14 protein-coding genes are annotated in these 12,418 nt (G+C 45.4%); 10 read left to right on the plus strand and 4 right to left on the minus strand.

Translation table 11 applies throughout. From position 1 onward, the window contains the following. Positions 1-5 precede the first annotated feature (5 nt). The 3 genes from G9G54_RS21965 (at position 6) to G9G54_RS21975 (ending at position 3,384) form a co-directional block, all read left to right on the plus strand. Positions 6-2,441: a LamG-like jellyroll fold domain-containing protein gene (locus G9G54_RS21965; RefSeq protein ID WP_165179607.1), complete on the plus strand. Its 2,436-nt coding sequence runs from the start codon at positions 6-8 to the stop codon at positions 2,439-2,441. A 395-nt stretch (positions 2,442-2,836) separates the two neighbouring features. Then, on the plus strand, positions 2,837-3,037 hold the full coding sequence (locus G9G54_RS21970; protein WP_007428290.1) for a cold-shock protein: 201 nt from the start codon (positions 2,837-2,839) through the stop codon (positions 3,035-3,037). 131 nt (positions 3,038-3,168) lie between these two features. After that, entirely contained in the window at positions 3,169-3,384 is a 216-nt protein-coding gene (locus G9G54_RS21975) for a cold-shock protein (RefSeq protein WP_013308357.1), read from the plus strand. 108 nt (positions 3,385-3,492) lie between these two features. Here the strand turns inward: G9G54_RS21975 and G9G54_RS21980 are convergent, their stop codons facing one another. Continuing rightward, positions 3,493-4,311 carry an alpha/beta fold hydrolase gene (locus tag G9G54_RS21980; RefSeq protein ID WP_165179608.1) on the minus strand — a complete coding sequence of 273 codons (819 nt, stop codon included), beginning with the start codon at positions 4,309-4,311 and terminating at the stop codon, positions 3,493-3,495. A 187-nt stretch (positions 4,312-4,498) separates the two neighbouring features. Here G9G54_RS21980 and G9G54_RS21985 point away from each other — a divergent pair, with 187 nt between their 5' ends. Next, the gene (locus G9G54_RS21985; RefSeq protein ID WP_061830729.1) at positions 4,499-4,831 is read left to right on the plus strand and encodes a hypothetical protein; all 333 of its coding nucleotides are present in this window, start codon (positions 4,499-4,501) and stop codon (positions 4,829-4,831) included. 52 nt (positions 4,832-4,883) lie between these two features. On the opposite strand, the gene G9G54_RS21990 is transcribed toward G9G54_RS21985, so the two are convergent. Next, on the minus strand, positions 4,884-5,429 hold the full coding sequence (locus G9G54_RS21990; protein ID WP_165179609.1) for a GNAT family N-acetyltransferase: 546 nt from the start codon (positions 5,427-5,429) through the stop codon (positions 4,884-4,886). Between the two features lie 209 nt (positions 5,430-5,638). Next, the gene (locus G9G54_RS21995; protein ID WP_165179610.1) at positions 5,639-6,211 is read right to left on the minus strand and encodes a hypothetical protein; all 573 of its coding nucleotides are present in this window, start codon (positions 6,209-6,211) and stop codon (positions 5,639-5,641) included. Between the two features lie 213 nt (positions 6,212-6,424). Between G9G54_RS21995 and G9G54_RS22000 the strand changes: the two genes are divergently transcribed. From G9G54_RS22000 to G9G54_RS22025, 6 genes are all read left to right on the plus strand, one after another. Beyond that, positions 6,425-6,838, plus strand: a complete 414-nt coding sequence (locus G9G54_RS22000) for a GntR family transcriptional regulator (protein ID WP_061830723.1) — start codon at positions 6,425-6,427, stop codon at positions 6,836-6,838. Beyond that, positions 6,835-7,548: an ABC transporter ATP-binding protein gene (locus G9G54_RS22005; RefSeq protein WP_165179611.1), complete on the plus strand. Its 714-nt coding sequence runs from the start codon at positions 6,835-6,837 to the stop codon at positions 7,546-7,548. Before G9G54_RS22000 ends, G9G54_RS22005 begins: the two co-directional genes overlap by 4 nt. Continuing rightward, positions 7,545-8,312 carry an ABC-2 transporter permease gene (locus G9G54_RS22010; RefSeq protein ID WP_061830719.1) on the plus strand — a complete coding sequence of 256 codons (768 nt, stop codon included), beginning with the start codon at positions 7,545-7,547 and terminating at the stop codon, positions 8,310-8,312. The genes G9G54_RS22005 and G9G54_RS22010 overlap by 4 nt, the downstream gene beginning before the upstream one ends. 43 nt (positions 8,313-8,355) lie before the next feature. After that, positions 8,356-8,841: a CcdC protein domain-containing protein gene (locus tag G9G54_RS22015; RefSeq protein WP_061830717.1), complete on the plus strand. Its 486-nt coding sequence runs from the start codon at positions 8,356-8,358 to the stop codon at positions 8,839-8,841. Between the two features lie 336 nt (positions 8,842-9,177). Next, positions 9,178-10,398: a stalk domain-containing protein gene (locus tag G9G54_RS22020; protein WP_165179612.1), complete on the plus strand. Its 1,221-nt coding sequence runs from the start codon at positions 9,178-9,180 to the stop codon at positions 10,396-10,398. 93 nt (positions 10,399-10,491) lie between these two features. Beyond that, on the plus strand, positions 10,492-11,169 hold the full coding sequence (locus tag G9G54_RS22025; protein WP_165179613.1) for a hypothetical protein: 678 nt from the start codon (positions 10,492-10,494) through the stop codon (positions 11,167-11,169). A 100-nt stretch (positions 11,170-11,269) separates the two neighbouring features. Here G9G54_RS22025 and G9G54_RS22030 read toward each other — a convergent pair whose 3' ends face one another. Further along, positions 11,270-12,274: a LacI family DNA-binding transcriptional regulator gene (locus tag G9G54_RS22030; RefSeq protein WP_165179614.1), complete on the minus strand. Its 1,005-nt coding sequence runs from the start codon at positions 12,272-12,274 to the stop codon at positions 11,270-11,272. Positions 12,275-12,418: the final 144 nt, after the last annotated feature.

Consider the following 12,418-nt stretch of genomic DNA (forward strand, 5'->3'; position numbering starts at 1 on the left):
GATTTATGAAGCAAACATTCGTTCGTAAAATAACGGCAGCTTCACTGGCAGGCGCGCTGTTGTTGCCTGCTTCTTTGGTAGGCGCGGAGCAAACACTCAATTCAGATACAGATGGAATTCAAAATGTAGGGCAAACTTCCCTTCAAGCTCAAGACCTAGAAAACTTTTCAATTCAAAGTAAAAAGGCTGTCTCTTTCAAGGAGACTTCCGTACATGATCCATCCATTCTGAAAGTGAAAGACACATTTTACATTTTTGGCTCACATCTGGCGGCTGCCAAGTCCAAAGACCTCATGAATTGGGATACGATTGCTACAGGAGTGGCGAATGGTAATGCATTGATTCCTAATGTCAAAGAAGAATTAAAGGAAGCACTGGATTGGGCGCAGACAGACACGCTGTGGGCAGCAGATGTCATTCAACTGGCAGATGGCAAGTTCTATATGTATTATAACGCTTGCAAGGGTGACTCTCCGCGTTCAGCAATGGGCCTAGCAGTTGCTGATAAAATTGAAGGGCCTTATAAGAATAAAGGCATTTTTCTAAAATCCGGTATGTGGGACCAACCGAGTGAGGATGGGACGATCTATGACGCAACCAAGCATCCGAATGCCGTGGACCCGGACACCTTTTATGATAAGAACGGCAAGCTTTGGATGGTATATGGCTCCTACTCAGGAGGCATCTTCATTATGCAGATGGATGAAAAAACAGGGAAGCCGCTCCCTGGCCAAGGCTACGGGAAAAAGCTGACAGGCGGTAACCATGCTCGTATGGAAGGGCCGTACATACAATACAGTCCGCAAACGGACTACTATTACTTGTTCCTGTCCTATGGTGGATTGTCAGCGGATGGCGGATACAACTTGCGGGTGGCTCGGTCCAAAACACCGGATGGCCCTTTCTACGATGCTGAAGGCAATGATATGATCAAGGTCAAGGCAAATCCGGATAAACCACTTTTTGATGACGCTTCCATTGAACCATACGGTGTCAAACTGATAGGTAATTACCTGATTCCAAGAGAAATTGGTGATCCGGGTACTGGACTAGGTGCAGGTTATGTGTCGCCCGGACACAACTCGGCTTATTATGATCCTAAGACGAAAAAGCATTTTGTCATTTTCCATTCCCGTTTCCCGGGGAGAGGCGAACAGTATGAAGTGCGGGTACATGAAATGTTCATGAACGCTGACGGTTGGCCTGTGGTTGCTCCTTATCGTTATTCGGGAGATGAGGATTCACTGAAAGAGCTGTCAGAAAAGGATGTCCTCGGTCAATATTCGTATGTAAATCACGGGAAGGAAATTTCGGCAAATATTAAGCAAGCCGTTAACGTCAGTCTGGATAGCGGCGGCAAACTGTCTGGTGAAGTGAACGGTACTTGGAAGTTGGGGGCAGGCAATCAGCTGGAAATTACAGCAGAGGGCACGAAGTACAAAGGTGTATTCCTGCGGCACCATGATCCAGACACAGGTGCCAAGACGCTTGCTTTTACCGCGTTGTCCTCCAAGGGTGTTGCGGTATGGGGTTCGCTAAAGCCTGACCTGAAGGCCAGCAAGATTGTAGCTGCTGTGCAGAAGGATCTGAGCCTGGGCGATACGAGCAATGTTCTTTATAATCTGACGCTACCTACTCAAGCAGCACAAGATACCACTATTTCATGGGAGTCCACCCACCCGGAGAATATTTCTGTGACAGGTGAAGTATACCGTCCAGAAGCCGGTTCTCAGCCTGTAACAGTTACATTGACGGCGACCATCAAAAAGGACAAAGCCACAGCTAAGAAAAACTTTACAGCCATTGTTCCCGGGCAGGCCCGAGGTCCTCAGCTCGCACGCTATTCGTGGAGTGAGGATCAAGGAACTTCGGTTGTCGACAGCACATACAATCAATTCGATGGTAAGACCTATGGTGGGGCAGCATGGGATAAAGACGGGAAGCTTGGTGGTGCGCTTGTCCTCAACGGTAAGGATGGTTACGTGCAACTGCCAAATACAGTAACAGATGCGAAGGATTTTACCTTTTCCGCTTGGGTGAACTGGAAGGGCGGTGCAGCTTGGCAACGGATTTTTGACTTCGGCAACGGCCAAGCCCGGCATATGTTTCTTACCCCTTCCCAAGGAAGCGGTGTACTCCAGTTTACAATCCATGAGGGTACGGACCAAAGCTTGCTTTCCAAATCATCATTACCTCTAAACCAGTGGACGCATGTAGCGGTTACACTGGAAGGGAATACAGGAAAGCTGTATGTAAATGGTGAGGAAGTAGCTGTTAATGACAGCATTACCTTCAATCCCGATGAGTTGCTGACGAGCGAGGCTTATCTCGGCAAAAGCCGTTTTGCCGCCGATGCTTACTTCAATGGCAGCCTGGATGAAGTTCAATTGTATAACAAAGCGCTGACAGCAGAGGAAATTAAAGCGCTGGCGGGGTTGTAATTCAAATGAACTAAAATGAGCAAATAAACGCAGGAGATGAGCTTTTAGTAAGAAGTTCGTCTCCTGCACAATGTTTTGTATATTTATTTCTTGATTGCTGGTATAATAGGAAGCAACTGCGGATATAATGTTTTAAGTAGGCGTTAATGACTCACTCCCGCCGAATGAACACAGCTTTGAAGCAGCAATAGAGAACATAAGCACTCTGCATAAATTAAATTCACCAGTGCTTGCGTTTTCAATACACTTATGGTAATATGAGTATATTGAGATTGTGACCTGAGATTCGCATATTGTAGAGGGCTATTGTTTTAGGTTGAAATAACCTTGTGCAATATGTGAATTTTTATTTGTAAAAAATAAAGGTCATATAAATACATTTTGGAGGTAATTCCATGCAAACAGGTACAGTTAAATGGTTTAACGCAGAAAAAGGTTTCGGTTTCATCGAGGTTGAAGGTGGAAGCGACGTATTCGTACATTTCTCCGCAATCCAAGGCGAAGGTTTCAAATCTTTGGACGAAGGCCAACGCGTAGAATTCAACGTAGTTGAAGGAAACCGTGGACCACAAGCTGAGAACGTTGTAAAACTGTAATTTAAAATTACAGCCTATTTCAGATGCCCCGAACATAGCGTTTGGGGCATTTGTTTTTATCTGTTCACAAGACCGTTTTTGAACTGATTACATCTTATCGCTTTATAAATCATGAAGAAAGAGGGATGTTTATGTACAATTCACGGAAAAAGCCAATGGATGAGATTCCTGAGGAAATTACAACTGTCTGGAATTGCGCCAGCGATACATGTAACGGCTGGATGCGGGATAACTTCGCTTTTTCTGTCGAGCCGACATGCCCCATTTGCGGTTCTGCCATGGTGAAGGGCGAGAAAAAGCTGGCTGTTTTAAATAATACGAGCTTCAATCATACCAAACAATCCTAAGCGGATTAATGTTTGTAGTGAAAGATGCCCCATAGCCATTAACGGCGCTGAGGCGTCTTTTTGTTTTTTATAAATATAAATTATACATAAGAATGAACAGGCTTTCAATTATGGTGTGGAGGATGGGGCTAGTATGCTCAGTAAGATAGAATTAAATTCAGGTAGCGCTTCGTAAAATACACCGTGGCCGCTACGTTCGAAAGGAATAAGCTTTGATCCGGCAATTCCTTTTTGAGTTTGGACAGCCAGGGGGAAAGGACAGACCCGATCCAGCTTGCCGTGTAGAATCCAAGTAGGCACGTGTATACATGGCAAATCAGGGCGCAAATCAGAGTCACGTAGTGAATACAAAGTACAAGCCATGCTATGAACTGAAGCCGCAAAGCCCTGATCACGTAACCAGTCGCGTAAGCTCTGGCTGACGGGATTGGCAAACAACATTTCGCCAAAAGAAGTTACCAGTTGTGGACGATCTGTATAGGCTTGTTTAATGAGTTTATCTACCTCTGTGACAGGAGTACCATAAGGAAAGTCGCTGGTTGGGGTGAATCGAGGCGTAGCTGCTCCGATCAAGATCAACTGATTGACGCCAAATCCCCGGTGCCTGCTCATGTAGCGTGTAGCCACAGCTCCCCCCATGGAAAAACCGATCAGCCGTACCTGGTTTAACTGAAGTGCCTGCATCACAGCCAGCAGATCGTCCGCCAATCGATCATAATTGTATCCATGCCATGGTCGATCAGACTTGCCGAACCCCCTAAGATCAACCTGAATACAGCGATACCCGTAAGCAGGCAACAAGGCGACCTGGTATTCGTACATTCGGTGATCCAGCGGCCAGCCGTGCACCATCAGAACAGGGATGCCTTCTCCAATATCCTCGACATACAGCTTCACGCCGCGTTCCACCTCAATATAATATCCCATCGTGTTCACCCCTCTAGAAATCACGTCATTTCATTCTCTCTCACATATATGTAGCCAGGGCTTAGCTCATTCGAAAAAGGGATGAGTCTGTCACGATATAAGCATATAATATGTAAAAAAATGTATGTCATCCTGTATAGGGATAGGATATAATTATGGAATGAAACAGCATCGGGAGAGTGGAACAATGACACCATCAAAAACATTAAAATGGATTACAGGCGGATTGGAGCTATTTTTAGCTATTCCTGTTTTGGGCGGGCTGCTCATCGTAAATTCCGCGTATACTATATTGTTCTTTATGCTGATTTTCCACATTGTTACGTTGGTGCTATCGGTGACGAATAGAGAGTCTTATTATGGATCTATTTTAGGGATCGTGACCTCGGTTATTGGATGGATTCCGATTGTGGGCTGGTTGATGCATTTGCTCTCAGGCATATTTTTGATGATTACCGCAGCCCAGCAGCCGCGTGATCAGTATCGTAATCGCAATCCTTATGATGATTATCGCTACTAGGGGATGTGTGGCGATGCAAAGATGAAAGATCCTGTTGAACAGGGTCTTTTTTTTATTTATGAAATCTCCCCATGATTATGGTGTTGTAGTATTTGCCATCTGAAAGAACCTTATCGTTTTTTAATAACCCTTCGATTTCAAATCCATGTTTTTTATAAAGCTCAATGGCTTTATCATTCGTTTCCAAAACTTGTAGAGTTATTTTCTTGATGCCATTGGAGTCAGCCCAGGAAATAGATTTTTTTAAAAGATTCGTCCCGATCCCGTAACCCCAAAAATCCTTTAGTACACATACGCCGAATTCAACTTTATGAGAGAATCTGCTCAGAACATGGCCCTCACATCTTGAAAATCCGACGATTTTTTCATGAACTACCGCAACTAAAAATAGGTTTCTGTTATTCTCTGTATCTGATTCAATGAGCTGTTCAAAACCGGATGTACTTATAAACGCTTCTCCCTTCTCTCTATCTAAATTTTCAGTTTCTCCATCAATCAGCAAGCGGATTTCAGACAAATTCTTCGCATCTTGAATTATGGCTGATCTGATCGTATAGTGTATTCCTTGCACATCAAATTCCTGTTTATTTATTTTCATTACATTCTCCTTATTATGAATTAGAGTGAAAAATGACCTCTGGATCATGTTAGTCTACCACATATTATCTTGTTTACATGACAAATAAGCCTGTCTCCTTCTGTTGTATCGCAGCAGGGGACAGGCCTAATTGATTTCTCTATCCGTACAGGGAAGCCGGATGGAGATCTATTATACAAGCTACAGCTTTTGGAAAACGGAAGTTGTGGCTATTTCTGCTTAGCAGAGGCTTTAGCTGCATTGGTTTTAGCAGGAGCCTTGGCTGCATCTCCTTGAGTAGGAGCTTTACCTGCATCCGCTTTACCGCCATCTACTGGTGGTTTGGATGGTTTCACGCCATTCACCATATCTGTCATCATTTGCTTCAGATTAGAGACACGTTGGTTATAGTCGGTTGCCGTAATCTTGCCGTTTTGTTTTTCCGTAGCCAGTTTCACTTTCATATCTGAAACCATTACATCAATAACGGAATTTACGCTCACGCCCTGTGCTTTGGCGATCGTAGCAAGGGATTTACCTGCTTTCAACTGTGTATCCAACTGACTGGAGGATAATTTCAATAATTTCAGGAGAGCTTTGTTCTCAGCATAGTTACCTCCTGCGATTTTAGGGCCATTAGCATCGCCGGGATTCCCCTTAGGTGCCTGTGCTTTGTCTGCGATGGGAGCCTTCTCAGGTGTAGTTGAAGCAGCATGGGCTGCGCTTGTGGAGTACAGTGCCCCGCCTCCTAAAAATGCCAAGGCCATCGTTCCAGCCAAAATTGCTTTCTTGGTGCTCTTCATCTTCATTTTCCACCTTTCGGTTGTGGTTTGTTTGGTACGTGATACATCATAAGGGATCAACTTGAATGCTATCTGAGCGCAAGCTGAGCATTTACTGAATGAAATTTGGGTGGCATGACTAAAATTTCAGCTAAAATAAACTTGTATTATGTGTATTAAGTGATATAATACACTACAGGCACGATAGATGCAGCCGATTAGGGGGAAACACCCATGGAAGAACAACGGGTTGGCTCGTTCCGATTTTTAATTGACTTTAGCCAGCCATTATATGAACAAATATTAAATCAAGTACGAAGCTCCATTGCTAAAGGGGAGATCGAAATGGGAAGCAAAATGCCATCTGTTCGTGATTTAGCGCAGGAATTACGCATGAATCCGAATACCGTGATGCGGGCATATCAGGAGCTGGAGCGGGACGGATTGACTGAGAAGCGGCGCGGGTTAGGCACTTATGTTACTTCGTCCGGTGAACGGATTGCCAGCTTTCGGGAACAATTGGCTATAACATATATAGATCAGTTTCTCGGACAGATGAGTAGCCTGGGGTTATCGTGGGAAGATGTACAGCAGTATATACGAAGCAAACAGGACGGAAATGGCAAGGAAGGAGGCGATAAGGCATGACGGAGTCTGTTGTGGTTGCGAATCATCTGGTGAAGCAATACGGCAGTAAAAAAGCACTGGATCAATTAGATGTCATCATTCCGGCAGGACGTATTGTAGGCGTGCTTGGACCCAATGGCTGTGGGAAGTCCAGCTTCTTTCGAGCAATCACCGGATTGATTCAGCCAGATGGGGGCGAGCTTCAGGTGTTGGGCCGACAGCCTGGTTGGGAAACCAACCGGGATATATCCTATCTTCCTGACCGGGCACGCTGGTACCCCCATCATACAGTTCAGCAGACGCTGGAATGGGGGAAGTCTTTTTTGCCTGGTTTCAATATAAAAGATGCGTATAAACTTGCTGATCATATGGACGTCGAGCTGGAACTTAAAATGACTGGGCTGAGTCGCGGACAGGAGGCACGTGTGCTACTGATTTTATGTCTGGCACGTGAGGTTCCACTCATGATCCTAGATGAGCCGTTTGCGGGTATTGATGTCCTCTCCAGAGAGGCCATTGTAGCCGGGATTATTGATTATTTGGAGGGGCGGCAGCAGTCGATACTCATTAGCACGCATGATATTCAGGAAGTGGAAGGCTTGTTTGACTACACGGTCATGATGGACCGCGGACGGATCATATGGTCTGGTGATTCGGATGATCTGCGTGCAGAGCATGGCTCGCTGAATCAGGTGTTCCGCAATTTGTACAAAAAGGAGTGGAAGGCGTGAATTCATCAGGGCTGTTCAAAGATTTGATACGCCATGAATTTCGAAATAAAGGAAGCTGGAGAAAGCAAAGTCGCAATCGACTACCGAGATCGTGGAGACTCGTGTATTTCTCATTATTTCTAATTGCGGCGTTCGCTATTTCCTTGTACTTCGCACTTCACAACCAGCTCGAATTGACAAGGCTGTGGTATGTCACCCTGGGCCTGCCGTACATGATCATTTTTATGGGTGTGGGAAGTTTGAGAAGAGAATGGGAAAATGACACCTACGGATGGTGGCTGACCCTTCCCTATCCGCGCATATGGCTGATTAGCGCCAAATGGATTGCGGCTATTTTACAAACCATGGTCGTAATATCGCTTTTGTTTGTGGTGGGTTCTCTGTACGCGTTGTTCATCTCATCAACCATACAGCCTTATACGTTTGCGGATGCAGCGTCTTTTATTGTAGCCGGATTGAACTGGTTTGTGATGATTATCGCCTTCACACCGTTGGTTATTGCGCTGGGTCTATTGACGGCCAGTACCAAATACAGCACCTTGCGGCCGCTTAACCCGATACTGTGGATTCTTTTGATGGGTGGCGGGAGTGTCTTTTATTGGTCGGGCGATCAGGGGCTTTATGAGCAGTTTGACCATGCTCAAACAGGACAATGGTTTCCATTTACCTGGCATTTCCCGATTGCGGTGTTGATGAGTTGGATTGTTGCGTATGTATTAATCCGCTTGAGCGCGTATCTGCTGGAGAAAAAACTGTCGATTTAGGCTAGCGTATCTACAGGATCTATGAGGAAGGAGTTACTACACCATGACGACGATATTTATATATGTATTGATGGCTGTTCTGGTGGGGCTGATGATCTGGCTAAGGACCAAGAGACGAAGGGGACCGGTAAAAGGAAACGGAATCCGGATTCTGCTCCCCTTGTTTATCGCATTCCCGCTTATGATGATGTCTGTGTACCAATTAATGCATATTCCCGGTCAAACGTACGCCCTCCCCGCCTTTTGGGAACTGCTGGTTGCCGGGCTATTAGGGGCTCTGTTTGGCTATGTTATCTTGCTGCATACAGCGTATGAAAGACGGGATGACGGTCTTATTTATCCCAAGCCGAACCAATATTTTAAATATATTATTATCGCTATTATCTTGATTCGCGTCGTTTTGACCCAGTATCTCAGTAGTTTGGGTACGACCGAAATTAGCATGCTGGCGATTACGATGGCGCTGGTGTATATCTCAATCTGGCGAATCGGGAGCTTTATCAAGTTTCGGAGGACGTTATCCGTATAACAATAGCAATGGGGTTAACACAACGGCTTACTATTCAAAAAGCGTTCATTCGCTTGGCGATAGGAGCCGCTTTTTTTGAGTTTTGGCATTAGCAAGTTATCACACATTGTTATTGCTCCCCATATCCTTTATTCTAAGGCTTGTGGCTTGCATTGTAGCAGTACAATTATAAATTTTTGAAAGGAGGGTTATTGAGGTTTCAAAAGATTTAAATGGGGTTTAAAGTTAGATAGGCGGGGAAAAGTTGCTTCTTGCGATTAGGTGTAACTATATTAGTTACATAAAAGGAAATTGTTTTCCACATTTTATTTTACATGTTGAGAGGGGTTCACATTCATGAAAAAACATACGGTTACTGCTGCACTCGCTGGTTTGCTTGTTCTGTCTTCTGCTGTACCGGCTTTAGCAGCCGAGGTAAAACCTACTACGGGTATTCAGGTTTGGGTAGATGGCAAGAAGGAAGCTTACAAAATTGCGCCTATCGTGAGAAATAAGCAGGTCTTAATTCCCTTGAGACAATTGGCCTCCAGTTTGGGAATTCCGATGGATGCCAAACATATTACGTTCAATACGGCGCGACAAAGCACGACCATCCGATATGATCAGGCGACGGTTGTACTGGTGTCTGGCAGTCCGGAAGCGCAAATCAACGGGATTAAGGTACCGCTATCCACCTCGACTCTATTGACCAAGCAGGGGGTAACCTATGTACCGGTTGATGTCGTCAAAGAAGCATGGGGCAAGCAAGTGATTTGGGACCCGGCCAGCCAAACGGTACAAATCGGGGTGAGTAATAAGGATAAGGTCATTGAAATCGTGAAAAGCTTTGAAACCGGAGACACGAAAGCGGCCGAGACTTGGATCAGCAAGGATCAGTACATTCAGCACAATCTGAGCTTTGCTAGCGGAAGAGATGCGTTGCTGCAAGGGATTAGCCAGTCGAAGGGAGCCAATGTACAGGTTGAAATCCAACGTGTAATTCAGGATGGTAATGATGTAGCAGTTCATTATAAAGAGTCCATTGCAGGGAAAACGAGCATTGTTTTTGATATTTTCCGCTTCGATAGCAATGGTAAAATTGTTGAGCATTGGGACAACATGCAGGACTCGGCTCCAGCCAATCCAAGCGGACACACCATGATTGATGGAACAACACAGATCACGGATCTCAACCAAACTGAGACGAACAAAACGCTGATCCGCAAGTTTGTGGATGATGTCCTGGTTGGCAAAAATCGTGCTGCATTGGAAAGCTACTATAACGGTGACCATTACATTCAACATAATCCTCTTTTTGGTGACGGTGTATCCAATTTGAAACAAGCATTTTCCGCAGCGGGAAGCCAAGGAGCTTCTTTTGGATATGATCAGGTTCACATGGTCATTGGAGAAGGCAACTTTGTGCTGGTTGTGAGTGAATTGACATCGTCTAAGGGAACTTCAGCCGCTGTCTATGATCTGTTCCGGGTAGAGAATGGCAAGGTAGCGGAACATTGGGACGTAGTTCAGGAGGTTCCAGCTAAAACAGAGTGGAAAAATACAAACGGCAAGTTTTAAGAAAATGCGTTTGTGGTATGGCGTGATCGGCATGCTTTCCTAATCGTCCTGTTCCTGTTAAAATGATGCAAACTTATAACAGGAGGTTGGACGATGGAAGGCTTGAAGCAACGTGTGGGCTGCCTGCATGCACATCACTCGAACATAGCCTATGTGGAACGAGCTTTTGCTTCTTATGAGGTGGAGCTGATACATTTTGTGGACCCTGGGCTTATGCGCCGGATCTCGTCAGACCCACATTTTTCTGCGGACGATGCCAGTCGCAAGGTAGAAGAGCAACTGAGATGGATTGCTCAAAGCGATATAGATGTTATTTTGATAACGTGCACGAATTATATCGTTTTGGCAGAAAAAGCTCAATTGACCCTGTCTACACCAGTAATTGCGCTGGATGAGCCCTTTTTTCATGAGATATGCGATGATTTGCGGCCACGGACCTTGGTATTCACGAATCCGGCTACTGTAGAGGGAACGATGAAGCGTCTTTATCATACGGCTGCTCTGTTAGGCAAACCGGATATCTCTTCTTGGATAGAGGTTAAGGTGGTGGAGGACGCTTTTGAACTGATTATGCAGGGACGTGAAGACGAGTATAAGGAATTGCTGGTTCGTTCGCTGTATGAGCTAAGGGAGGTTGATCCAAGCAGAGGGCTGGCTGTAGCACAGTTGTCTATGGTTGATGCTGCGTTACAGGTGGAGCTGGAGACGGGGCAAACGATTGGTAATCCCTTACGGTCGTTGTCGAATTCAATTGAGGATTTGTTAAGTTAAATAAGTATAACCAAAAGAACTTCCACCCCGTGTTTTGGGCCTGTGGAAGTTCTTTTTTTTTGGGAGGAGGCTGGCGAGCAGGTTACTTCTGCGTTGTTCATCACAGATTCTGTTGATCTTGGGTGATGAATGCTGCGCCTGCCGATTCTCTTTGGACAAGCGTAACGTATAAACGTTCATGCTCCACGTCTTCCCCAGCAATGATTTTGAGAACTTGTTCGGCAGCTACAGCGCCCCATTTACGCTTGGAATAGTCAATCGTTGTCAGACGGGGCTGAATATATTGCGCCAGCTCGATATTATCAAAGCCGACGATATGAATATCCTTGCCAATCGTCAGCTTTGACTGAGCCATTCGATTGTAAAAGCCCACTGCCATTTCATCATTGAGACAAAATACGGCTACAGGTTCCAAACCCGGGCTAACGTGTTGCTGCAAAATGATCTCAGCCGCCTGTTCACCGCCCGATTTCTCAAAATCGCCGTCAATTTCGATCATTTCAGCCACGCCGCTACGCTCAATGGTCTGCTTGACCGCCTGCATCCGTTGCCATGAATCGTAAGAACCTTCTGGTCCGGTAACCACATATAGCTTACGGTGTCCCAACTCCAATAAATGTTCGATTGCGAGAGCGGCGCCCGCTTTGTTATCCAGCAGCACCTGGTTAATGTTAGGATGATTCAGTTCACGGTCCAACACGACAATTTTATGTCCTCGCTCGGCGTAGTTCAGTAGCTCCTGACTATCAAACGTCTGATCCAGCACAATGGCGCCGTCGATCATGCGTTCCGGCAGCATTCGGTGAGACTGCTTACCGCTGCATACGATGAGATCATATCCCTTGCGGTTCAAAATTTCCTTGATGCCATACAGTAAATCTCCATAAACGTCCCCACGGAAATCAGTCAGGAAAACGCCAATAATTTTGGTCTGCCTTTTCTTGAGATTACGTGCGGCGGCATTGGGCACATAGTTAAGCTCTTTGGCAATGGCTAAAATACGTGCGCAAGTTTCTTCTGTTACCTTATCGCTACCATTCAAGGCATATGAAACGGTAGATATGGAAACGCCCGCCTGTTTGGCGATATCTTTAATGCTGACCACATCGTCACCTCCTTGTCGTCCATCTTATAATTGCTATTGTATATTCATTATTAACCACATATCTATTCCAAATGTCTTAGTCCTACACATAAGCAGCAAAGGGCGATCCCGCAAGATCGCCATCCCTTTGTTGCCTATACCAGA

Source organism: Paenibacillus sp. EKM212P (genome assembly GCF_011066115.1).
GTDB classification, from domain to species: Bacteria; Bacillota; Bacilli; order Paenibacillales; family Paenibacillaceae; genus Paenibacillus; species Paenibacillus polymyxa_B.

Excerpts from the sequence above, each read along its gene's own strand:
- G9G54_RS21970 (WP_007428290.1), top strand. The coding sequence starts at position 2,837 with ATGCAAACAGGTACAGTTAAATGGTTTAACGCAGAAAAAGGTTTCGGT.
- G9G54_RS21990 (WP_165179609.1), bottom strand. The coding sequence starts at position 5,429 with ATGAAAATAAATAAACAGGAATTTGATGTGCAAGGAATACACTATACG.
- G9G54_RS21975 (WP_013308357.1), top strand. The coding sequence starts at position 3,169 with ATGTACAATTCACGGAAAAAGCCAATGGATGAGATTCCTGAGGAAATT.
- G9G54_RS21985 (WP_061830729.1), top strand. The coding sequence starts at position 4,499 with ATGACACCATCAAAAACATTAAAATGGATTACAGGCGGATTGGAGCTA.
- G9G54_RS22005 (WP_165179611.1), top strand. The coding sequence starts at position 6,835 with ATGACGGAGTCTGTTGTGGTTGCGAATCATCTGGTGAAGCAATACGGC.
- G9G54_RS21995 (WP_165179610.1), bottom strand. The coding sequence starts at position 6,211 with ATGAAGAGCACCAAGAAAGCAATTTTGGCTGGAACGATGGCCTTGGCA.
- G9G54_RS22015 (WP_061830717.1), top strand. The coding sequence starts at position 8,356 with ATGACGACGATATTTATATATGTATTGATGGCTGTTCTGGTGGGGCTG.
- G9G54_RS22020 (WP_165179612.1), top strand. The coding sequence starts at position 9,178 with ATGAAAAAACATACGGTTACTGCTGCACTCGCTGGTTTGCTTGTTCTG.
- G9G54_RS21980 (WP_165179608.1), bottom strand. The coding sequence starts at position 4,311 with ATGGGATATTATATTGAGGTGGAACGCGGCGTGAAGCTGTATGTCGAG.
- G9G54_RS22025 (WP_165179613.1), top strand. The coding sequence starts at position 10,492 with ATGGAAGGCTTGAAGCAACGTGTGGGCTGCCTGCATGCACATCACTCG.
- G9G54_RS21965 (WP_165179607.1), top strand. The coding sequence starts at position 6 with ATGAAGCAAACATTCGTTCGTAAAATAACGGCAGCTTCACTGGCAGGC.
- G9G54_RS22000 (WP_061830723.1), top strand. The coding sequence starts at position 6,425 with ATGGAAGAACAACGGGTTGGCTCGTTCCGATTTTTAATTGACTTTAGC.